16 protein-coding genes are annotated in these 20,851 nt (G+C 57.5%); 7 read left to right on the top strand and 9 right to left on the bottom strand.

What is annotated here, in order from left to right; translation table 11 throughout:
• Positions 1-57: 57 nt before the first annotated feature.
• Genes leuC through CBW22_RS19710 form a run of 4 tightly spaced genes read left to right on the top strand, consistent with a single transcriptional unit; the run spans position 58 to position 4,008 of the window.
• Positions 58-1,479, top strand: a complete 1,422-nt coding sequence (gene leuC, locus CBW22_RS19725) for a 3-isopropylmalate dehydratase large subunit (protein ID WP_058770123.1) — start codon at positions 58-60, stop codon at positions 1,477-1,479.
• A 1-nt stretch (position 1,480) separates the two neighbouring features.
• The gene (gene leuD / locus CBW22_RS19720) at positions 1,481-2,104 is read left to right on the top strand and encodes a 3-isopropylmalate dehydratase small subunit (protein WP_088517643.1); all 624 of its coding nucleotides are present in this window, start codon (positions 1,481-1,483) and stop codon (positions 2,102-2,104) included.
• Positions 2,101-3,015 carry an alpha/beta fold hydrolase gene (locus tag CBW22_RS19715; RefSeq protein WP_088517642.1) on the top strand — a complete coding sequence of 305 codons (915 nt, stop codon included), beginning with the start codon at positions 2,101-2,103 and terminating at the stop codon, positions 3,013-3,015. Before leuD ends, CBW22_RS19715 begins: the two co-directional genes overlap by 4 nt.
• A 30-nt stretch (positions 3,016-3,045) precedes the next feature.
• Positions 3,046-4,008 (top strand): LysR family transcriptional regulator, encoded by a 963-nt coding sequence (locus CBW22_RS19710; protein WP_088517641.1) that lies wholly within the window; start codon positions 3,046-3,048, stop codon positions 4,006-4,008.
• Between the two features lie 25 nt (positions 4,009-4,033).
• Here CBW22_RS19710 and CBW22_RS19705 read toward each other — a convergent pair whose 3' ends face one another.
• The 5 genes from CBW22_RS19705 to CBW22_RS19685 form a co-directional block, all read right to left on the bottom strand.
• The gene (locus CBW22_RS19705) at positions 4,034-4,339 is read right to left on the bottom strand and encodes a DUF1471 domain-containing protein (RefSeq protein ID WP_088517640.1); all 306 of its coding nucleotides are present in this window, start codon (positions 4,337-4,339) and stop codon (positions 4,034-4,036) included.
• A 293-nt stretch (positions 4,340-4,632) separates the two neighbouring features.
• Positions 4,633-6,501: a low affinity potassium transporter Kup gene (gene kup / locus CBW22_RS19700; protein ID WP_058770127.1), complete on the bottom strand. Its 1,869-nt coding sequence runs from the start codon at positions 6,499-6,501 to the stop codon at positions 4,633-4,635.
• 708 nt (positions 6,502-7,209) lie between these two features.
• The gene (locus tag CBW22_RS19695; protein WP_021509481.1) at positions 7,210-8,010 is read right to left on the bottom strand and encodes a MetQ/NlpA family ABC transporter substrate-binding protein; all 801 of its coding nucleotides are present in this window, start codon (positions 8,008-8,010) and stop codon (positions 7,210-7,212) included.
• 114 nt (positions 8,011-8,124) lie between these two features.
• On the bottom strand, positions 8,125-8,928 hold the full coding sequence (locus CBW22_RS19690; protein ID WP_088517639.1) for an MBL fold metallo-hydrolase: 804 nt from the start codon (positions 8,926-8,928) through the stop codon (positions 8,125-8,127).
• 48 nt (positions 8,929-8,976) lie between these two features.
• A complete protein-coding gene (locus CBW22_RS19685; RefSeq protein WP_058770129.1) occupies positions 8,977-9,318 on the bottom strand; it encodes a gamma-glutamylcyclotransferase family protein in 342 nt (113 codons plus the stop codon).
• 214 nt (positions 9,319-9,532) lie between these two features.
• Between CBW22_RS19685 and CBW22_RS19680 the strand changes: the two genes are divergently transcribed.
• On the top strand, positions 9,533-10,552 hold the full coding sequence (locus CBW22_RS19680; protein WP_088517638.1) for an MBL fold metallo-hydrolase: 1,020 nt from the start codon (positions 9,533-9,535) through the stop codon (positions 10,550-10,552).
• A 42-nt stretch (positions 10,553-10,594) separates the two neighbouring features.
• On the opposite strand, the gene CBW22_RS19675 is transcribed toward CBW22_RS19680, so the two are convergent.
• Both CBW22_RS19675 and CBW22_RS19670 read right to left on the bottom strand, forming a co-directional pair.
• Positions 10,595-11,131, bottom strand: coding sequence for an RNA polymerase sigma factor (locus tag CBW22_RS19675; protein ID WP_088517637.1), 537 nt, complete (start codon positions 11,129-11,131; stop codon positions 10,595-10,597).
• Positions 11,132-11,136: 5 nt separating this feature from the next.
• Positions 11,137-11,583 (bottom strand): hypothetical protein, encoded by a 447-nt coding sequence (locus CBW22_RS19670; protein ID WP_088517636.1) that lies wholly within the window; start codon positions 11,581-11,583, stop codon positions 11,137-11,139.
• Between the two features lie 173 nt (positions 11,584-11,756).
• Between CBW22_RS19670 and CBW22_RS19665 the strand changes: the two genes are divergently transcribed.
• On the top strand, positions 11,757-12,341 hold the full coding sequence (locus CBW22_RS19665) for a TetR/AcrR family transcriptional regulator (protein WP_088517635.1): 585 nt from the start codon (positions 11,757-11,759) through the stop codon (positions 12,339-12,341).
• Between the two features lie 9 nt (positions 12,342-12,350).
• Here the strand turns inward: CBW22_RS19665 and CBW22_RS19660 are convergent, their stop codons facing one another.
• Complete coding sequence (locus CBW22_RS19660; RefSeq protein WP_088517634.1) at positions 12,351-15,857, bottom strand: response regulator; 3,507 nt, start codon at positions 15,855-15,857, stop codon at positions 12,351-12,353.
• Complete coding sequence (locus CBW22_RS19655) at positions 15,857-16,480, bottom strand: response regulator (RefSeq protein ID WP_058758781.1); 624 nt, start codon at positions 16,478-16,480, stop codon at positions 15,857-15,859. Before CBW22_RS19655 ends, CBW22_RS19660 begins: the two co-directional genes overlap by 1 nt.
• 818 nt (positions 16,481-17,298) lie before the next feature.
• Between CBW22_RS19655 and CBW22_RS19650 the strand changes: the two genes are divergently transcribed.
• On the top strand, positions 17,299-20,838 hold the full coding sequence (locus tag CBW22_RS19650) for an autotransporter outer membrane beta-barrel domain-containing protein (RefSeq protein WP_088517633.1): 3,540 nt from the start codon (positions 17,299-17,301) through the stop codon (positions 20,836-20,838).
• Positions 20,839-20,851: the final 13 nt, after the last annotated feature.

Below are 20,851 nucleotides of genomic sequence, written 5' to 3'. Positions count from 1 at the left end.
GAATGGGTTTACCCTAAGGTCTCTGATGACTTGTTTAACTTTCGCGTGGACATGAGCATGGCGGGCAAAACCCTGTATGAAAAGCTGATTGAACAGCATGTGGTACGTCACCTGGACGATGAGGGGCACGTGCTGCTCTACATCGACCGGTCAATCCTCAATGAATATACCAGCCCGCAGGCGTTTAGCGGTCTGCGCGACCGGTCGCGGCGCGTGCGCCATCCGGCCACCATTCTACTCAACGTTGACCACGTGAACCCGACGCGGCCAGTGCGCGATGCGGCGATGACCGACGCAGGCGGTCAGCTGCAGGTCGATTACTTCCGCAAAAATGCGGAGCACTTTGGCATCGAACTGTTTGACGTGCTCGATCCGCGACAGGGCATTGAACATGTGGTGGCGCACGAGCAGGGGCTGGTGATGCCGGGGATGGTGATTGCCGCCGGCGACAGCCATACCACCACTTACGGGGCGTTTGGCGCGCTGGGCTTCGGCATCGGCACCTCGGAAATCGAGCACCTGCTGGCGACACAGACATTGATTTATCGCACGCTGAAAACCATGCGCGTTGAAGTCACCGGCGAGCTGCCGTTTGGCTGCGCCGCCAAAGACATCGTGCTGGCGTTGATCGAACAGATTGGCGCATCCGGCGCTACGGGGTATGCGATTGAGTTTACCGGCAGCGCGATTGATGCGCTGAGCATGGAAGGGCGTATGACGCTGTGTAACATGGCGGTAGAAGCCGGTGCGCGCGGAGCGATTATCGCGCCGGATGACAAGGTCTACGCGTATATTGCCGGCAAACCGCAAATGCCGGTGGGCGAGCTGTGGCAGCAGGCGCTGGCCGAGTGGCGCACGTTGCGCAGCGATGATGATGCGGTATTTGACCGGCAACTGACCATTGATTGCAGCGATCTGGAACCGAAGGTCACCTGGGGCATCAGCCCGGATCAGGCCTGCGCCATCAGCGGCCACGTGCCTAATCCGGCTGACGAACCCGATCTGGTGAAACAGCAGGCAATGAAAAATGCGTTGCACTACATGGGGCTGCAAGCCGGCACGCCGCTGGCCGACATTGCCATCACCCACGCGTTTATCGGCTCCTGCACCAATGGGCGCATTGAAGATTTGCGCGCTGCGGCAGCGGTGATTGGTACCCGCAAAATCGCGCCGCACGTGCGCGGCATCATCGTGCCGGGCTCAACCCAGGTACGGCAGCAGGCGGAGGCGGAAGGGCTGGCTGCCATTTTTATCGACGCCGGCTTCGAGTGGCGTCAGTCGGGCTGTTCGATGTGTCTGGCGATGAACGAAGATGTGCTGGCACCGGGCGATCGCTGCGCATCGGGCACCAATCGTAACTTTGCCGGCCGTCAGGGCGCGGGCGCGCGTACTCACTTAATGAGTCCGGCGATGGTTGCCGCCGCTGCGCTGGCGGGCCATCTGGTTGATGTTCGTCACTATCTGCAATCCGGGGTTTAATATGCAAGCTTTCACTACCATCCCCGGCAAGCTGGCACCGCTGCCGGCTGCTAACATCGATACCGATGTGATTATGCCCAAGCAGTTTCTCAAAGGCATTGACCGGCAGGGGCTGGACCGCGGCGTGTTCTTTGACCTGCGCTTTCTGGCCGACGGTGCACCAAACCCTGATTTCATCCTCAATCAGCCGGGCTGGCAGAACGCGACGTTTTTGCTAGTCGGCGCCAATTTTGGCTGCGGCTCCAGCCGCGAACATGCAGTGTGGGGGCTGAATCAGCTGGGCATCCGCGCGATTATCGGCACCAGCTTCGCCGGCATTTTTGACGACAACTGCCAGCGTAACGGCGTGCTGACGCTGAGCCTGAGCGAGGCGGATTACCAGCGTCTGAGCGTGGTGGCCGCCGATGCGCAGCGCAACACCATCAGCGTGTCGCTGGAGCAGCAAACCATTCAGTTCGCGGATGAAGTGATTCACTTTACGCTCAGTGCCCTGAAGCGCGAGATGCTGATCGGTGGCGGCAGCGCGGTGGACTGGACGCTGCAATATGAAGCGGATATCAGCCAGTTTGAAGCGCAGCACTTTGCGCAGCGTCCGTGGCTGCAGCGCACCAGGGAGCAACCATGAGTAAGATTATCGATCGCGGCCCGTCGCCGATTATCGCCGGTTTTACCCTGCAGGATGTGACGCTGGATAATGGCGTTACGCTGCGCGTGGCCAGCGGCGGCAAGGGCTCGCCTTTACTGATGCTGCACGGCCATCCGCAAAATCATCTGGCCTGGCGTAAAATCGCACCACAGCTGGCGCAGCATTATCAGGTGATCCTGCCGGATTTGCGCGGCTACGGTGACAGCGACAAGCCCGCCAGTGATGCTGAACATCTGCCGTATGCCAAACGCAGCATGGCGCAGGATATCAGCCAGCTGATCGACGCGCTCGGCCTGCAGCGCGTGGCGTTTGTCGGCCACGATCGCGGCGGGCGCGTCGGGCACCGGCTGGCGCTCGATCATCCGGAGAAAGTCAGCTGCTGCGTGTTTGTCGATATCGCACCGACTGCCACCATGTACGCGCTGACCGATCAGGCGTTCGCCACGCGCTATTTCTGGTGGTTCTTCCTGATTCAGCCGCATCCGCTGCCGGAAACCATGATTGGTCACGATCCGGCGTTCTTTTTGCGTAAACACATTGATGGCCAGCTGAAAACGCCGGGAGCGACCGAAGCGGCGATATTCGAAGATTATCTGCGCTGCTATCGGGATCCGGCGATGATCCACGCGGTATGTGAAGATTATCGCGCCGCCGCCAGCATCGATTTGCAACACGATGCCGCTGACAGCAACCGGCGCATTGCCTGCCCGCTGTTACTGCTGTGGGGCGAAAAGGGCACGGTCGGTCAGCTGTATGATGTGGTGCACACCTGGCAGGACAAGGCGCTGCAGGTGCAGGGCGAGGCGTTACCGTGCGGCCATTCACCGCAGGAAGAGGTGCCAGAGCGGTTTCTGCACTCGCTTCAGCGCTTCCTGGGATCTGTGTTATAACCACGTGGCGTTCACTCACCATGTGCTGTTATGAAAATACTGCTTGCCGGAAAAAGTTATCAGAAGCCGTTACAGGGTTGGCCGTCGATTGAAGACCTGTACGTGTTTATCAGCGTGGCGCGGCATGACGGTTTCGGCCGCGCGGCGATTGAGCTGGGTCAGTCACCGTCTTACATCAGTAAACGCATCGCCATTCTGGAAAAACAGCTGGAGACGCGGCTGTTTTTCCGCACTAACCGCGTGATGCGCCTGACGCCGGAAGGTGAAAAAGCGCTCGAGGGCGCGCTGCAGGTAGTGCAGGAAATGGATGGCTTTCTCAATAATTTCCGTCAGTGGCGCGGCGAGCTGACCGGGGAAATTACCGTCGGCTGCTCGTTTGGTTTCGGTCAGGACTTTTTATCGGATGCGGTTTCGGCATTTATTCACCAGCATCCGTCGCTGAATATTAAACTGATGCTAAGCGATCGGGCATTCGACCTGCTACAGAGCGGCACGGATGTGGAAATCTGCGTTGGCGACGATCTCAATCCTTCCTATATTGCCCGCCGGCTGATTGCCAACCGGCGCATTTTATGTGCCGCGCCGGCGTATTTATCCCGCGCCGGTATGCCAGCCTCGCTGGATGCGTTAATTCATCACAGCTGTCTGATCATTAATGAACGCGATAATTCATTTGGAAACTGGGCATTGACCAATGGCGAGCAGCAGGTATTGTGTCGCCTGAACAGCCATTACTCTTCCAATAGCGGCAAGGTGATTCTGCACTGGGCGTTGCAGGGGCATGGTATTGCGCTGCGTTCAGCGTGGGATGTGGCGCCGTATCTGGCGACGGGCGAGCTGGTGGCGGTATTACCGCAGTGGTATCAGGAAGCCAATATCTGGGCGGTGTATACGCAACGCGCCGCAGAATCGCAGCGTATTAAAGTTTTTCTCGATTTTCTCGCCGCCTATTTTAATGAAAAAAGCCTGCCGGAAATGACGGGCAGGCCATAAACAGAAAAACGTGTTAATCCCAGCATCAGCCGTAATCCACCTTGTCATTGATGTGATACAGCGTGGCAGTGGCGGCCATCACGTGCTGGCCGTCGTGGCCCGGCTCATGTGATTCAACGTCGGTGATGTGATAACCGACGGCGCCGGCCGCCTGGGCTTTTTTCACAATGGCGTCTGTTAACTCTTCCATTGACGTGGCCCAGCTTACTGAGGTCACACCCGCCGGATGGATTGAGGATAATTCGCGGTGCGTCAAATCGGCGCGAATTAAAACCGGTTTAACATTTTGCGGCGTAAAAATGGAAATCACATCGTTAATTAACGCTTTCATGGTCTTACTCCTCAAAAATAACAACAGAGCCGGAAGTGAATTAACCGATCCTGAGATCGTTGTTTATTGGTTTATACATTCCGGCAAAGCGCACGGTGAATCATCATGCCGGTAGGGTTAATAAACACCTTTTGAGGTTATGCGTTTTAGCTTTAATTGCTAATCAGATGTTAAGAAAAGTTCCGCCACAACTCCGGTAATGTTTCGCTAATATTTTTTCATCTGCTTACATTTGCCATTAAAAAGTCAGTGCGTCATGTTCGGGCAAATCCGGCCATCCGTGGCCCTGCGGCTTAAAATTCGCGCTGGCCGCCCAGTTCGATCACCCGATTGGGCGGAATATGAAATTGCTCATGGGCGCGCAGCGCGTTGCGCTGGCAGAAGTGAAAAATCCCGCCGCGCACCCGCGCCAGACCGCGGCGTTTTTTCATCACCAGCGTATCGTGCGCGGTAAAAAATGACGCTTCATTTACCGTGCAGCCAAAACCTTCCAGTCCGCACAGATGCAGAATCTCGGCCATCGACGGCACTTCACGCCAGCCGTAGGCAGCAGTGACCTGCCAGAACGACGGCGACAATTGCGTAATGCTGATGCGCTGCTGGTTATAGACGCGCGGCGTGTCAGTGGTGCGGATATGCAACAGCACCACGCGGCGGTGCAGCACGCGGTTGTGCTTGAGGTTGTGCAACAGCGCCTGGGGAATTTCAAACTCCTTGCGCGCGAGGAAGATGGCGGTGCCCTCGACGCGGTTCGGCGGATTGCTCTCCAGCGATTTCACCAGCGCCAGCAAACCATCCTGATCGTTATTTAAGCGGCGAATCAGACGGTTACGCTCGCTGCTCCAGATCAGCATCAATCCCATCATGGTCAGCGCCAGCAGCACCGGCACCCAGCCGCCGGACAGCAGCTTCATCAGGTTGGCGATGAACAGCGGCACGTCGACCACCAGCATACACAGCAGGAACAATAGCGCCAGCGGCAGCGGCCAGCGCCAGTTACGCAGCGCCACCACGCCCGCCAGACAGGCAGTGATCACCATGGTGCCGGTCACTACGATGCCGTACGCCGAGGACAACGCCGACGACTGACGGAAAGCCAGCACAATCAGCATCACGGCGGTGAACAGCAGCCAGTTAACCACCGGAATGTAAATCTGCCCGGACTCGGTATGCGAAGTAAAAATGATGCGCATCGGCGGTAAAAAGCCCTGGCGAATGGCCTGATGCGTCAGGGTATAGACGCCGGAAATCACCGCCTGCGCCGCGATGACCGTGGCCAGCGTTGACAGCACAATCAGCGGAATCTGCGCCCAGCCGGGAGCGAGATTAAAGAACGGATTGTTCAGCGCCTGCGCATCGGCGATCACCAGCGCGCCCTGGCCGAAGTAATTCAGTATCAGCGCCGGCATGGCGATCACCAGCCAGGCGAGACGAATCGGCGCTTTGCCCAGGTGGCCCATATCCGCATACAGCGCTTCCGCGCCGGTCACCGCCAGCACCACCATGCCCATTGCCGCGAGCGAGAGCGCTTTGTGGCTGAGCAGGAAGGTCAGCGCATAGGACGGACTGAGCGCGTGCAGCACTTCCGGGTTGAGCAGAATACCGCGTATACCAAGTGCGCCGATGGCCACAAACCAGACAAACATCACCGGGCCAAACACCCGGCTGACCTTTTCCGTGCCGTGTTTCTGGATAATGAACAGCAGCGCGAGAATGGTGAGCGCCAGCGGCACCACATATTTCTCCAGCCCGGGCGAGACCACCTGAATTCCTTCGATGGCCGACAGCACCGAGATGGCTGGGGTGATCACGCCATCCCCATAGAAAAATGCGCCGCCAATCAGACCGGCCAGCACGATGATATGACCGGCTTTGCGGCCAACGTTGCGGCGTGCCAGCGACATCAGGGTGAGTATGCCGCCTTCGCCGTCGTGGTCGGCGCGCATCACGAAGCAGACATATTTCAGCGTGACGATGAGCGTCAGCGCCCAAAAGATCAGCGACAGAAAGCCCATCACCGCCAGCGCCGACGGCGCGCCGTCCGGCAAAATCGACAGACACTCTTTCAGGGTATACAGCGGGCTGGTACCGATATCACCAAACACGATGCCGGCGGCGGCCAGCATGCCAGCAGGCAGAGACTGTTTCTCTGATTGACTCATACATTTCCTGTTTTTTCAGGGAGAAAGGGCGAGCGCCATCAACCGCACTGGCGTGTCGCAATCACCCACTTTTATGCTGGCGAAGATAGCGTTTCAGCGGCGTAATCGGTAGGGGTTGGCGTTTTTTTGTACGCGATTTTTATACCAATCGGCCAAATTTTTACGCGATTTTTACACCGCTGCGCCTTTTTCAACCTGAAGTGTAGACGATTTAGACAGCAGCAGAAGCGGGCTGGCTGGCAGAAATGGGATGGGGGAGTGCAGGTAGCGAGATGATTAAAAATGCAGGAAATAGCGATGCTAAGACTTTGTACCAAAAATTATATCCGTACCCTCCGACCGCACAATATGTAGCGGCGCCATTTATCGCGCTAAGTTGAACATTTCACAGTTGCCGGAATGCGCAATGAATTGCGCCGCTACGATCCGTACGGCATTATATTTCGGCACCACTATCCTGCACACATTGTAGCGGCGCGATTTATCGCGCTGAGTGAAACACCGCACAACTGCCCGAATGCGCAATAAATTGCGCCGCTACGATCCGTGCGGCATTGTATTTCGGCACCACCATCCTGCACACATTGTAGCGGCGCGATTTATCGCGCTGAGTGAAACACCGCACAACTGCCCGAATGCGCAATAAATTGCGCCGTTACGATGGGTGCGGTAATCCTGTTCCTGCCTGCATTAACAGGCAGGTAATCCTTACCAACCCTTAATAATATCGCCTTTATAAATCTCGTTGGCTTTATCCAGCACCGGCTGGGACTGGAACGCTTCTTTCAGCTTCTGCACGTTCGGGCTGTCTTTATTATCTTCGCGCGCCACAATCGCATTAACGTATGGCGACGCTTTGCCTTCCATAAACATCCCGTCACGCGAGGCGGATAAATTCACCAGCGCGGCAAAGTTATTATTAATGATCGACAGATAAACCTGCGGATCGTCCAGCGTGCGCGCCAGCTGCGGCGTATCCACTTCCACAATCTTCAGCTTTTTCGGGTTATCGGTAATATCCAGCGTGGTCGGCAGCAGACCGGCTTCGGGTTTCACCTTCAGCAGGCCCTGCGCCTGCAACAGCAGCAGGCTACGCCCCAGAGTGGTCGCTTCGTTAGACACGGTCACGGTAGCGCCATCCGGCAGATCCTGCAGTGATTTAATCTTGCGTGAATAACCGGCAATCGGGAACACGAAGGTATTGGTTACGACGGCAAATTTATATCCGCGCTCTTTGGACTGCATCTCCAGATAAGGCAGGCTCTGGAACGCGTTGGCGTCCACATCTTTATTGAACAGCGCTTCGTTCGGCTGCACGTAATCGTTAAACGCCACTACATCAACATCGAGCTGATATTTATCGTGTGCCACCTGCTTCACGGTCTGCCACAGCGCCTCATCCGGTCCGGTATTGATCGCCACTTTGATTTTGTTGTCGTTGTGGTTGTCACAGGCGCTGAGCAGGGTGACAGAGGCCGCCAGCAGGGCGGTAAGCCATGTTTTTTTCATTGTTTGCAGGTTTCCTTATGTTTGCAGGAAACCGACTATAGTATACGTCCAGACGTCTGTACATCCGTGCGCGGTGCGATCGCCTGGTATTTATCCAGCGCGCCTGTGTAAGCGTTACGGCTGTGGATGCTGCAGACAGGCCAGATAGCGGCGGCCCGACTGCTGCACCGCCTCATCGGCACGCGCGAGAATTTCGCGGCCGGCAAACGCGCCGTACAGGCGCGTAAACTTCACGCCCTGCAACCGCTGCAGCATGGCTGTCACCGTGGCGCCGGCCAGCGGTAACATATTGGGATAGCTCCACATAAAAGAAACCGCACTGGCACCGGGCGTTACCTGCAAAATATCGCCGCTCAGCAGCACGCCATCGTCGTGCGCCCAGTGCAGCACCGTGCCGCCGGCAAAGTGGCCACCCAGACGTAACAGCCGCACGCCCGGCAGCAGATCACAGCTGTCGCCGTGCCAGAGCTGCAGACGAGGCGATGCGCGCATGATCCACTCGCTGTCGCTGGCGTGCAGATACACCGGCGCGTCGAACGCGTCAGCCCAGTCCTGCATGGTGCTGTAATAGTGGGGATGGGAGATGGCGATGGCGTGCAGGCCGCCGAGCGCACGCAGCAGCGTGACGGTGGCGTCATCCAGATGCGCGATGCAATCCCACAGGATATTGCCGTGCGGCGTTTGCAGCACAAAGGCGCGCTGGTTGATGGCAAAATCCGGTACGGTTTGCAGGCTGAGCAGCCCGGGCGCCAGCTGTTGCCACTGGTTTTGATGCGAGGCGCGCAGCGCAGACTGATCGATCCACTGCTGCCCGCCGGGCGGCACAAACTGGCGTTCATCCTGACAAATGCGACACTGCGTAAGGGCAGGTTGCTGCTGCTGATAAGACGTGCCGCAGGCGGTACAAATGGTGATCATGGCTTCTCCTCACAGTCCGGTGAGGATCAGTTTAGGCAAGGTACGAGGTTAGCGCGCGACGTCCTGCTGTGGCTGCAGCTGATAAATCCACGCCGTTCGCTGCTGGCCGTCGGTCGTGGTGACCTCAACCGGCACCCGGTCGTAGCCATCTTCAAACTCATCCAGCATCGGCCAGTGCAGCGCCAGCCGGTCCGAGATGAACAGATAACCCGGCACGCGCGCGCCGTGCTCATCCAGTACGATGCCGGGAAAATCGGCGGCCGCGCCCCAACCGTTGGCATAGTAAGTGCCGGCGACCGTCCCTGCCAGCCACTCACCGCCGATGTTTTCCAGGATATGCGCATTGCACTGGCCCGGCTGCAGCGTGCCGTAAACGAAAAGCGTGTTCATTTTCCCTCGTAAAATCATGCAAAAGCGCTACTTTACCTGCCTGCTGCCGCCCTGTCATCCGCCAGAGGAGGGCCACACCGGCAGCGAAATTCTGCGTTACCGGTTGTGCGATGGCTCGTAATGTGAGGACGCGCGCGGCATAAAACGGTTAACGTAGCCGCAGATGTTTACCGCTGCTGCCAGCCAGCTTTCTCTTTTTCGAGGTATCCGCGCTATGTTGAAGGGTTCCAGCCTCTGCCGGGGTGCAATCAGGGAGTATCCGCACTCCGCTCAGTTTGATGGCAAAAAGTTTCGCAACGTCCAGCCGCGTCAGTCGCTGAGCTTTGGCGACTACCGCAAAATGCTGTGGGATTTCCTGTTCAATAAACCGAAAGATACCCAGCCGCCGGCCGCGCTGCCGGTGCAGCCCATCACGGCCACCGCGCTGGCACAGGCCGCGCCCAACAGCGTCTTTCGCCTCGGCCACTCTTCGCTGTTGCTGAAGCTCAATGGCCAGTTCTGGCTGACCGATCCGGTGTTCGCCGAGCGCGCGTCACCCTTTAAGCGACTGGGACCAAAGCGCTTTCAGCCAGCGCCGATTTCCGTGGCCGATCTGCCGCCGATCGAAGGCATTATTTTGTCGCACGACCATTACGATCATCTTGATTACCACACCATCATGCAGCTGAAAGATCGGGTGAAGCACTTTCTCACGCCGCTCGGCGTCGGCGATTTGCTGATTAAGTGGGGCGTTGCGCCGGAGAAAGTCATCCAGCTCGACTGGTGGCAGTCGCGGGATATCGGCGGCATCCATTTTGTCGCGACGCCGTCGCAGCACTTTTCCGGACGCGGCCTGTTCGACAGCAACAAACGGTTGTGGTGTTCGTGGACGCTGATTTCTGATCAGTTCCGCCTGTTTTTTGGCGGTGACTCCGGTTACTCCGACGGTTTCAAAGCGATTGGCCGGAAATACGGTCCGTTTGATGCGGCGTTTCTGGAAAACGGCGCTTACGATGCGCGCTGGGCCGACATTCATATGCTGCCGCAGGACACGCTGCGCGCATTTCAGGACCTCAACGCACGCTGGCTGTTTCCGATTCACAACGCGGCTTTTGATTTAGCTTTTCACCGCTGGGACGATCCGTTTACCCAAATCGTCCAGCTGGCGGCGGAGCATCAGGTTGCACTGTGTCTGCCGATGCTGGGCGAGGGCATTGATCTGTTACAGCCGCAGCCCACCGCGGCCTGGTGGTAAAGCACGCAACCCGATGACCGTTTGGCTATCGGGTCGCGTAGGTCAGGCCGTGAGTTCGTCGTACAGGCTGCGCAGCCGGGTGCGCAGAAACAGAACCGCTTTATGTTTGCGCGACAGCAGCGCCTGCACGCTGTCGCCGCTTTCGGCGGCCAGATCCTGATAGCTGAAGCCGAGCAGCTCGGTCTTTTCAAATACCTCGCGCTGCGCAGCAGGCAGTTCCGCGAGCGCATCGTCCAGTTCTTCCCACAGCAGCGTCTTCAGATACTCATCCTCCGGCGTCTGCGCCACGCCAAACAGCGTTTCGGCAATTTCATCCTCGGGAAAATCTTCGTCTCCGGCGGCGTTAAATAGCGAGAGTTCGCGTTTTTTCCGCGATCGATCGGTAATCTCGTTGCGCGCGGCGCGAAACAGCCAGGCGCTGACGTTCTCCACCGGCTGTTCCACCTGCAGCAGTTTCCAGCTGATCTCCTGCAGGATATCTTCGGCCTCATCGTGCCGCTCGCTGCGGCCGCGAATAAAGGCGCTGAGCTTAGTGCGGCAGGCGCTGAGGGCCGCCAGCAGCCGCGAGTCCTGCGCCATGCCGTTTACTCTGCATCCGGGGATTTGGTGGTCGCATCGTCCGCGGGCGGGCGCGGATCGTCACACTGGCTGCGGCGATCGTGCCAGTCACAGCGTCCGCCATGATGACCACGGCCGCCAAACCGCTCGCGCCGCTGCTGCATAAAGGCTTCACGCTGCTCCGGCGTCATCTGCATCCAGCGTTCATGCATGCGGCGACGCGCCATGCCAAACATACCGGGATGGAAGCCCAGCCCGCCGAACAGGATGCGACACAGCACCAGCAGCCCCAGCGCCTGCCAGAAGCCAATACTTTTTACGCCGGTCAGTTCCGGCAGCAGCGCATTCCACAGCGACATCACCAGCAGGCCAAGGGCAGCAAACAGCACCACGCCGAGCAGCAGCGGTTTCGCCATGCGGTGATGACCAAAGCGGTGACTACGTGAATGCTGATGCCTGTCAAAATCTCTCATTGGGGTTCCTCATTACGGTAATAAACAGGGTTGGTGATGAGGTAGACGAATCAGCGACGAAAATATTGCTGAAAAAATGAAAAAAGTGCGCGCTGCGCGTCAGGCCGCTGGCTTGACTTCTTCCCTGCCTGCCAGTAGGTTGACCGATCTCTGTTGTTCTACCGGATTGCGTTATGACTGCCCGTTCCTCTAAAGCCCGCGAAATCATGGCCTGCACCCGCCAGTTGCTCACTGCCGGCGGCTATAAAAGCTTTAGCTATGCCGATATTGCCGCCCAGGTGGATATCCGCAAGGCCAGCATTCACCACCATTTTCCCGGCAAAGCCGATTTGGTGAAAGCGGTGGTGGAGGAATATCGTGCTGAGGCGCAGGCGGGCATGCAGGCGATGGATGAACAGATCAACGATCCGCTGAACGAAGTGAAGGCCTACGTCGATTACTGGGCGCACTGCATTAAAGAGGGAACTTCGCCTTTCTGCATCTGCGCGATGCTGGCGGCGGAAATGCCCACGCTGCCGCCGGATGTCGCCACGGAAGTCAGCGGACACTTCAGCGATCTCTCCGGCTGGTTAGCGCGCCAGCTGAGCAAAGGCGCCGCCAGCGGCGTTTTCCAGCTCAGCGACAGCGCTGAAAACGAAGCCAAAACGCTGATGGCCAGCGTGCACGGTGCGATGCTGGCGGCGCGGGCATTTAATAATGCCGGGATGTTTGAGCAGATTACTCATCCGCTGCTGCATAAGCTGATCAAAAATGCCTGACGGCGCGCATCAGAGCGTGCCGGCCTGGACGGGTGTGGTTTGCTGACGCAACGAGGCTTCCATCCTGTCTACCAGCGTTAGCGCTTCCCGTAAATGCAGCATGATAATTTCCCTGTCTTCCTGCATTTCCGCCAGCTCTTCCAGCATTTCGCACTGCTCCGTCAGCTGACGGATGCCGGTGACGCGCAGCGATCCGGTGATGCGATGAAACAGGCTGGCGGCAGTCGCGAGATCGCCGCTTTGCACCACGTCAATCGCCTGCGTCAGATCGGTGCGTGCTTCATTAATCACGATGTCGAGAAAATCCGCGATCGCGCCGGGGCTGTTGGGCATATATTTCTCGATTTCGGCGATATCCACCCAGTCAGAAAAATCATCACCGACCAACAGCGCGCTGGCGCTGTGAATCTGGCTAAGAATCGTGGTTAACTGCGCCAGCTTAACCGGCCGGAACACGCATTCGTTCATGCCCGCTTCGAGGCAGCGCTGACGCTCGGACTGCTGCGCGTTGGCGGTAATGCCGATGATGTAGGTGCTCTTGTCTTCCCGGCGGATGTTGCGCGTCATATCCAGACCGTTCATCACCGGCATATTGCAATCGGTAATGATCACATCCGGCTTCTGCTGCCGCCACTGCGCCAGGCCTTCTTCACCGTTGTTCGCTTCGCGGAAACTATGACCTAACAGCGTCAGCTGACGCGAAATCAGCAGGCGGTTGGCCGGATGATCGTCAATGATCAGCACATTTAGCGCGACCTGCGGCGCAGCGGGCAACGGTTCTGCGACCGGAGACGGCAGCGGGGTAGCGATATCACGCACGCTGACCGGCACGGCGACGTTCAGTACGGTGCCGACGCCGGGTTCGCTCTCCAGTTCGATGCTGCCGCCCATCAGGCGGGTGATCTCCTGGCAGATAAACAGGCCCAGCCCGGTGCCAGCGTTATCCGACAGGCCCGCCTGTTCGAACGGGCGGAACAGCGCATTTTGCGCCGCTTTATCGATGCCGCGTCCGGTATCGGCTACCTGAATCCGCAGCTCGGTATGACTTTCCAGCGGCGTCAGACCCACCGTCACCTTCACTTCACCCTGATCGGTGAACTTGACGGCGTTACCGACCAGGTTAGACAGCACCTGGCGTACGCGGCTGGCATCGCAAAACAGATCGTCATCGCCGACCGGCAGCATCAGGTTCAGGTTGATGCCTTTTTGCCGCGCCAGGCCGTCGAAGGCACAGATCACCGGACGCACCAGCGCATGCAGGCTGACCCACTGCGGCTGCAGCGTCATGCGGCCGGACTCAATTTTCGCCATATCGAGAATGTCGCCGACGATATCCATCAGGCTGACCGCCGCTTCGTGCGCCACGCGGATCAGTTCGGTATCGGCGCGGCCTTCCTGCGTCTGCAGTTCCAGCAGGCCAATCACCGCGCTGAGCGGCGTGCGAATTTCATGGCTCATGGTGGCGAGGAAGTCGCTTTTGCTCTGGCTGGCCAGCTCGGTGGCTTCGCGCGCCAGCGAAAGATCTTCCAGCAATTGCAGGTAGTCGGTGACGTCCTGCCAGCCGCAAATCAGCCCGCCGCTGCCGACTTCATCGCCGGTGTACGAGGTCATCCAGTGACGGATATGGCGCTTCTGCCGCCCGTCATCAATAACAAATTCTGCTTCTTCAGGAATGTCGCCGGGCTGGATGTTTTTGTCGATCTGCTGCCACACGTGATACAGCGGATGTCGACAGTCATACAGCGAATAGCCCAGATGGGTTTGCTCTTCCGGGGTGAAAAACTGGGTAAACGCCGGATTGGTGTGCACGATCATCCCATCCAGCGAGGCCACATAAAACGGCCGCGGCGGACCATTGATCAGGCGATCGCGCAGCTGAATTTCCTGGCGCAGCAGCGCTTTGGTGCGGCGCGTCCGTTTGACCTGCCGCATCAGCAGCACCGCCCAGACAAAGGTGACGGCGATGATAGTGGCTGCGCCCAGCGCGCCGACATAAAACTCTTTACGGTACAGCTTCCAGGTGTCGAAATGCGCGGCGGGCGTGGCCTGCCAGTGGGTTAATACATCGGTCATCATGCCGGCCGGAATGGCGGCCAGCGCTTTGTTCATGATGTCCTGCAGCTCCGGCTCGCTGCGGCTGACGCCAAAGGCGATAGCCGCTTCCAGCGCCGGTTTCAGCTCAGTTAAGCGCAGTTTGCCGGGATACAGACCTTCAGAGAGATAGCGCGCGCCCACCAGCGTATTAATGGTGGCGTCGGTTTGCCCATCCGCCACCCACTGCATCGCCAGGCTGGGATTGCCAACATAATTGACTGACACATCAGGATATTTTTTCAGAAACCAGTGGGAGGCATCCTGCTCGCGTACAAGCGCGGCGCGTTTTGGCGGTGCATCCTGCGCGGCCGTGTTGGTCACCAGCACTTCCGGCGTGAACATAAATGGTGTGGTCATCAAAAAGTCGCGGCTGCGCTGCTGGCTCCAGATCAGCGGTGCGGCAATCGTGACATCGCCGCGTTTCATCCGCGCGGTCAGATCGCGACTGTCGCTGATCTCAACAAAGTTGAAGCTTAGCCCGGTGCGCATTTCAATCAGGTTGAGCAACTCCGGCACAATGCCGGTGATTTCGCCCTGCGCGTTTTTGATAAAGAACGGTGCCACCAGGTCTGTGACCGCCATGTTGATTTGGCTGTGCGTCTGTAGCCAGGCCTGCTCGGTGGGCGTCAGCGCCAGCGGCGTGGTGACAAAGCGCGTGATATTAGCGATATCCCAGCGTGCGGCGATGATCTCACCGGCCGCGTGGCGCTGCAGGGCGTCAAACGCAATGCGCATCGCCCGTGCCAGCACGTGTTCTTTACTGTTGACCACAAAGCGATACGGCGAACTGAGATCGGGCAGAATGTGATCGATGGTTAGCGTATTCAGATAGTTGCGTTCAATCAGGTAATAGGCTTCCACCGCCGGCACATCGGCATAGGGCAGCGTGCCCATCGCGACCTGCGGCAGCTGGCTGTAGGGAGAGGTTATCGCCGGACCGGGTAAAAACTCCTGACCAGCCAGCGGGTTACTGCTGCTGCGCACCACCCGAACCGGACTGGCTTTCAGTGCGGTTACGCTGATGGTGTCGTTAACATGCGCCGGCACCGCCTCACCGGCCGGCACAAATATCATATCCAGCTCTTCGCGCGCCAGCGCGGCAAAGGCTTCGGGCGCGGTGTCGTAATGTTTGACGCGAAAACTGATACCCAGGCTGTGCAGCGCAGCGTAAGCCGCATCGGGAATGTAGCCAAACACTCTGCCCTCAGGATTGGTGCGCAGCATCGGTGGCCGATCCGGCCCATAGATGCCAATCACGCTGTCGCGCTTTTGCCCCAGCCAGTGCCAGTCGCTGTCATTGAGCATCGGCGCGGGCATCGCCGGCAAATCGTTAGGCTGATAGTTAAGCTGCTGCACCGCCGCGCGCAGTGGGGCGACCAGCAGCAGCGCGCAGCACAGCGCGCACAGGAAAAAAAGTCGCATCAGTTAATCTGGTTCCGGCGGGTGAAATCGAGTAAATCCTTTTGATTTTTCAGCGATAACTTTTCCATCAGTCTGGCTTTATAGGTACTGACCGTTTTATTGCTGAGCTTCATGCGGTTGGCAATTTTGACAATCTCGGTGCCTTCACCGAGGTAGCGCAGCACTTCATATTCGCGATGCGACAGCAGCAGCAATTTGTCGCTGTCCTGCACCAGTTGATCGCCCTCCGCCTGGTGACTCAGGCGCAGCGGGAAAAAACCATAGCCGGACAGCACCGCGTCGACGGCGTGGGTCAGATCATTGAGGTTGTTTTTTTTGCTGATAAAGCCATTGGCACCGGCTTTTTTACTCTCGTAAGCGTAAAATTCCGCGTTTTTTCCGCTCATCACAATCACCGGGATTAATGATCCGGCGGTGCGTAGGTTTTTAACCGCTTCAATACCACCAATGCCGGGCAGATCAATATCAATAATTGCCGCATCGGCACCTTTCTCTTTGACCAGACTAAATATATTGTCGCCGTCGCCAGCCTCTGCTGAAACACGATGTCCGGCATTTTCCAGCACCAGTCGTATCGCCACGCGCACAATAGGATGATCATCCACAATAACAAAGTTAGCCATACGCACTGCCTTTCTCTTAATTAATCTGAACACGCTCGTTCAAAAGCACACTTATATAACGGCATCTTAATCAACTCAAGACCATTCTGTTTGCAGGCATTTATTTTTAAATGTAGTCCATATCTTACAGCTGGCTTCTGATTGTCTTATTTACAACGTTTCAATTTGCACTGCGACTTTTCTGCATAGCACAAAGATTATTCACAAGAGATAAACGACGTCAGTTACCCGAACTTAAGCGCTAAAGATTAAATGTTTGTCAATCTGTCCTGGTTTAAGCATTAAATGTCGGCTGCGTATTTATTTATTTTATTTCAATGGCTTGTGTCTTGCCATCTGATGGATGGGTGTTATGGGTTGGTTAAAATTTTCGCTAACAAGTAAATAGTGTGATTAAAAGCTTCGCTGTTTTTATTGCATTTAGGTTGCGTCGCGTGCGTATTAAATTCTGATCGATTTAATAAACGTAAAATTAACTGCCCAGCATTGTGTCTTGCGCGGGAAGAATTTGTGCTTATTCTCTCTTGGCCAGATTTTTGCTGATGCATTGTTTTTAACTCATTTAAATTTATCGGTTTAGTGAACTGTAGTCCTTAGCCTACGGCGTGTCGCAGTGTTTTTATTTAATCCCCAAAGGAAGTTTTGAGACAGGTCTTAGAACAGATAACGCCGGCCTCAGCGTTAGAATTCAGCCAAATCCGGTTGTTTTAATCATTTCTCAGCGCGATGCGACAGAAAAATAACCTGTTGCAGTGCGGCTGTTTTACCCGTTAGGTCATTCCGCTGGTGGAACGACATAACCTGAATCAGGAAAAAACATGAACAAAAATTATCGTGTTATCTGGAATTATGCCCAGCAATGTTATGTCGTGGCCTCGGAACTGGCGCGCGGTAAAGTGAAATCATCGCGTTCAGGAAAAACGGCAAATAAAGCTTCATTCATCAGCGGCGCGCTCGGTTCAGCGCTGCTGCTGGCCGCTTCACCGGCGGCGCTGGCGGCAAACGGTGCCACCGCAACCGGCCCGGAAGAAACCCTGAATCTGAGCAACCAGACGCTGCAGGCGACGGGCAAAGATCATCATGGGCTGCTGGTTGAGAACGGAGCAAAGGCCAGTGCCACGGATGTCACAGTGCTGACCGATGGCACTGACGGCTACGGTGTTTTCTCCACTCTTGCATCCTCTGTCACTGAGATGACACGGGGCAGCGTGCAAACCACCGGCACCGGCGGCTACGGCGTGGTCGCCAGCCTGACCGGTACATTGAAACTTGATAGCACCCGCGTGGAAACGACCGGAAAGACCGCCTACGGCGCCTATGCCTCTTCGGCCGGGATCATTAACAGCCTGAACGCAGACTATGTTACAAACGGCGACGGTGCCTACGGTGTCTATTCCCGCGGTACCGGCTCGCTCATCGATTTAACCGGCGGCAGCGTCACCACCAGTGGTACTAAGACTTATGGTCTGGTGGCGGGCTCAGGCGGCAAGCTTATTGCCAGCGATGTGACCGTGATTACCCAGGGTAACGATTCATCGGGTGTTTTTAGCAACCTGACCAGCACAGAGGTCACTCTGGAAGGTGGAACAGTGACAACCAGCGGCACCAAAGCCTATGGCCTGGCGGCAGCTTCCGGCGGTAAGCTCAGCGCCAGCGGCGTGCAGGTGTCCACCAGCGGTAACCAGTCGAATGGCGTGACCGCCAACAATGCCGGTACGGAAGTGAAACTGGATAACAGTACGTTCGAAACCATCGGCGCAAGTGCTTTTGGTCTGTATGCCGGCAGCGCTTCAACCTTAAATGCCAGCAACGTACAGGTCAGTACCCGTGGCGACCAGTCTTATGGTGTTTACGCTGACAGTGCCGGCACGGAGTTGACGCTGGCAGACAGCATGATGACAACTTCTGGATACAATGCTTATGGTGCATATGCCGCGAGCGGTGCAAAGCTGAACGTTTCAGGAACAAAATTAAGTACCACAGGTGATTATGCCAACGGGGTTTATGTCACTGATGAAGGCTCACTTTTGCAGATTGAAGGCAGCACGATTGCAACCAGTGGCTATGGGGCAAATGGCCTGAAGGCGGACGGAAAATCAACGCTTAATGCCAGCAATACCGTGATTGAGCTTACGGGCAATGGAATGGGCATATACGCAACGGGAGAAGGGACAGTTCTTAATCTGTCCGACAGCCAAATCGTAATGGGGCAGAATGCCGGAAACGCAGTTTATGCCGCATCTGACAGCACAATCAGCCTTAAAAATGTCGGGATTTTCAACGACGCCAGAAACTCAGCACTGGCAGCGGGGTTTGGCGGTACGTTAAGGAGCGATAATGTCAGTGTGGATGCGCGCAGCAGCGGTTACGGTATCGAATTGCAGGATGGCGGCACATTTAATGGTAATAAAATTACCATTGAAAAAAGCGGCACGGATGCTGAAGGGTTTAACGCGGCCATCAACGTGCTGAATTTATATTCTCCGGATATACGAAATACGCTTTCCCTGAGCGATTCCGATATGAATGTATCCGGCGAAAACGCCACCGGCATTGTCTCCAAACGGCAGGCCACGCTGGCGGATATTAAACTGGCGAATACCGCCATCACCGCGACCGACGGCACCGCCGTCAACGTGCTGACCGGCACCGACATGAACATCGACGCCGACAACTCGCTGCTGAGCGGCAGCACGCTGCTGAAAACCGGCTACAGCACCACCGAAGGTGCGACCGCCGGCTCGGTGGTCCTGAACGGCAGCAACCACTCGCTGTTCATCGGTGACGTGGACATCGACCGCAGCCAGACGCATGACAGCCAGATCAACCTGAGCGGCAGCTCGGTGTGGACCGGCGCGTCCAGCGGCCTGCAGACGCTGACGCTCAGCGACAACAGCCAGTGGAACATCATGGACAACAGCAGCGTCGATGCGCTGACCGCAAACAACAGCGTGATCAACGTGGCGCACAACACCGCGAACTTCACGGTGCTGACCGTCAACGGCAACTATACGGCGGATAACGCCACGCTGGTAATGAACGCGGCGCTGGGCGGCGACACCTCGGCCACCGACCGGCTGCACGTGCTGGGCGACGTCAGTGGCAACACCGAAGTGGCGGTGAACAACGCCGGCGGCAGCGGCGCGCAGACTATTCAGGGTCTGCAGCTGATTCAGGTGGACGGCGCGGTCAACGGCGACTTCCGCAAGAAGGGCCGCATCGTGGCCGGCGCCTACGATTATGACCTGGTAAAAGGCAGCGGCGCTGACAGCCACAACTGGTATCTGGTGAGCGACAAAAACGGCAGCGAAACCGATCCGGTTAACACCGATCCGCTGACTCCGCCGGGCGAAGGCACCGGCGGTGACATCATCGCGCCGCCGGCGGAGTTGCACAACATGATCGTGCGTCCGGAAGCGGCGAACTACAGCGCCAACCTCGCGGCGGCCAACACCCTGTTCGCCACCAGCATGGACGACCGCCCGGGCGTCACGCAGTACACGGACGCGAACGGCCAGCAGCAGCATACCCGCCTGTGGCTGCGCAACAGCGGCGGCCACAACCACCAGAAAGACAGCAGCGGCCAGTTGAAAACCGACACCAACCGCTACGCGCTGCAGCTGGGCGGCGACCTGGCGACCGGCACGCTGACCGGCAGCGACAGCCTGCGCCTCGGCGCGATGGCCGGCTACGGCAACGCGCAGAGCAAATCGCGCTCGGCGGTGAGCGGCTACCAGTCGCGCGGCCAGGTACACGGCTACAATCTGGGCATTTACGGTACCTGGCAGCAGAACGCGGCGGCGCGCAGCGGTGCGTTTATCGACAGCACGCTGAGCTACAGCTGGTTCGACAACAGCATCAAGGGCGAGGACATCGGCGAGGAGTCCTACAGGTCGAAGGGTATCCTGGCGTCGCTTGCGGGCGGCTACAGCGCTGAAGTGGCAAAAATCACCGAATCGACCGGCTTCTGGCTGCGCCCGCAGGCAATGCTGAACTGGCAGGGCGTGAAGGGTGATGACCTGACGGAAAGTAACGGCACCCGCGTGCGCGGCACCGGTGAAAATAACCTGCAGAGCCACGTCGGCGTGCGCGCCTCGCTGCGCTCCGCGCTGGACCAGGGCCGCAGCGTGGAGCCGTACGTGGAGGCCAGTTGGGTGCACAACACCCGCGCGCTGGGCACCTCGATGAACGGCGTTACCATCCATCAGGCCGGCACGCGCAACGCCGGTGAGCTGAAGCTGGGCGTGGACGCCACGCTCAATGCGAACGTTAACCTGTGGGGCGGCGTGGCGCAGCAGCTGAGCAGCCACAGCTACAGCGATACCAGCGCCATTGCCGGCGTGAAAGTCAGCTTCTGATGACAGACGGCTC

The sequence above is a fragment of the Pantoea sp. VS1 genome, from assembly GCF_002207995.1.
Classification (GTDB): domain Bacteria; phylum Pseudomonadota; class Gammaproteobacteria; order Enterobacterales; family Enterobacteriaceae; genus Pantoea; species Pantoea dispersa.
This window is presented reverse-complemented; position numbering and strand designations above follow the sequence as displayed.

Coding starts and splice junctions, on each gene's coding strand:
- kup (WP_058770127.1), bottom strand. CDS start 6,501: ATGAGTCAATCAGAGAAACAGTCTCTGCCTGCTGGCATGCTGGCCGCC.
- CBW22_RS19665 (WP_088517635.1), top strand. CDS start 11,757: ATGACTGCCCGTTCCTCTAAAGCCCGCGAAATCATGGCCTGCACCCGC.
- leuC (WP_058770123.1), top strand. CDS start 58: ATGGCGGGCAAAACCCTGTATGAAAAGCTGATTGAACAGCATGTGGTA.
- CBW22_RS19670 (WP_088517636.1), bottom strand. CDS start 11,583: ATGAGAGATTTTGACAGGCATCAGCATTCACGTAGTCACCGCTTTGGT.
- CBW22_RS19650 (WP_088517633.1), top strand. CDS start 17,299: ATGAACAAAAATTATCGTGTTATCTGGAATTATGCCCAGCAATGTTAT.
- CBW22_RS19680 (WP_088517638.1), top strand. CDS start 9,533: ATGTTGAAGGGTTCCAGCCTCTGCCGGGGTGCAATCAGGGAGTATCCG.
- CBW22_RS19660 (WP_088517634.1), bottom strand. CDS start 15,857: ATGCGACTTTTTTTCCTGTGCGCGCTGTGCTGCGCGCTGCTGCTGGTC.
- CBW22_RS19685 (WP_058770129.1), bottom strand. CDS start 9,318: ATGAACACGCTTTTCGTTTACGGCACGCTGCAGCCGGGCCAGTGCAAT.
- CBW22_RS19695 (WP_021509481.1), bottom strand. CDS start 8,010: ATGAAAAAAACATGGCTTACCGCCCTGCTGGCGGCCTCTGTCACCCTG.
- CBW22_RS19715 (WP_088517642.1), top strand. CDS start 2,101: ATGAGTAAGATTATCGATCGCGGCCCGTCGCCGATTATCGCCGGTTTT.
- CBW22_RS19705 (WP_088517640.1), bottom strand. CDS start 4,339: ATGAAAGCGTTAATTAACGATGTGATTTCCATTTTTACGCCGCAAAAT.
- CBW22_RS19690 (WP_088517639.1), bottom strand. CDS start 8,928: ATGATCACCATTTGTACCGCCTGCGGCACGTCTTATCAGCAGCAGCAA.
- leuD (WP_088517643.1), top strand. CDS start 1,481: ATGCAAGCTTTCACTACCATCCCCGGCAAGCTGGCACCGCTGCCGGCT.
- CBW22_RS19655 (WP_058758781.1), bottom strand. CDS start 16,480: ATGGCTAACTTTGTTATTGTGGATGATCATCCTATTGTGCGCGTGGCG.
- CBW22_RS19675 (WP_088517637.1), bottom strand. CDS start 11,131: ATGGCGCAGGACTCGCGGCTGCTGGCGGCCCTCAGCGCCTGCCGCACT.
- CBW22_RS19710 (WP_088517641.1), top strand. CDS start 3,046: ATGAAAATACTGCTTGCCGGAAAAAGTTATCAGAAGCCGTTACAGGGT.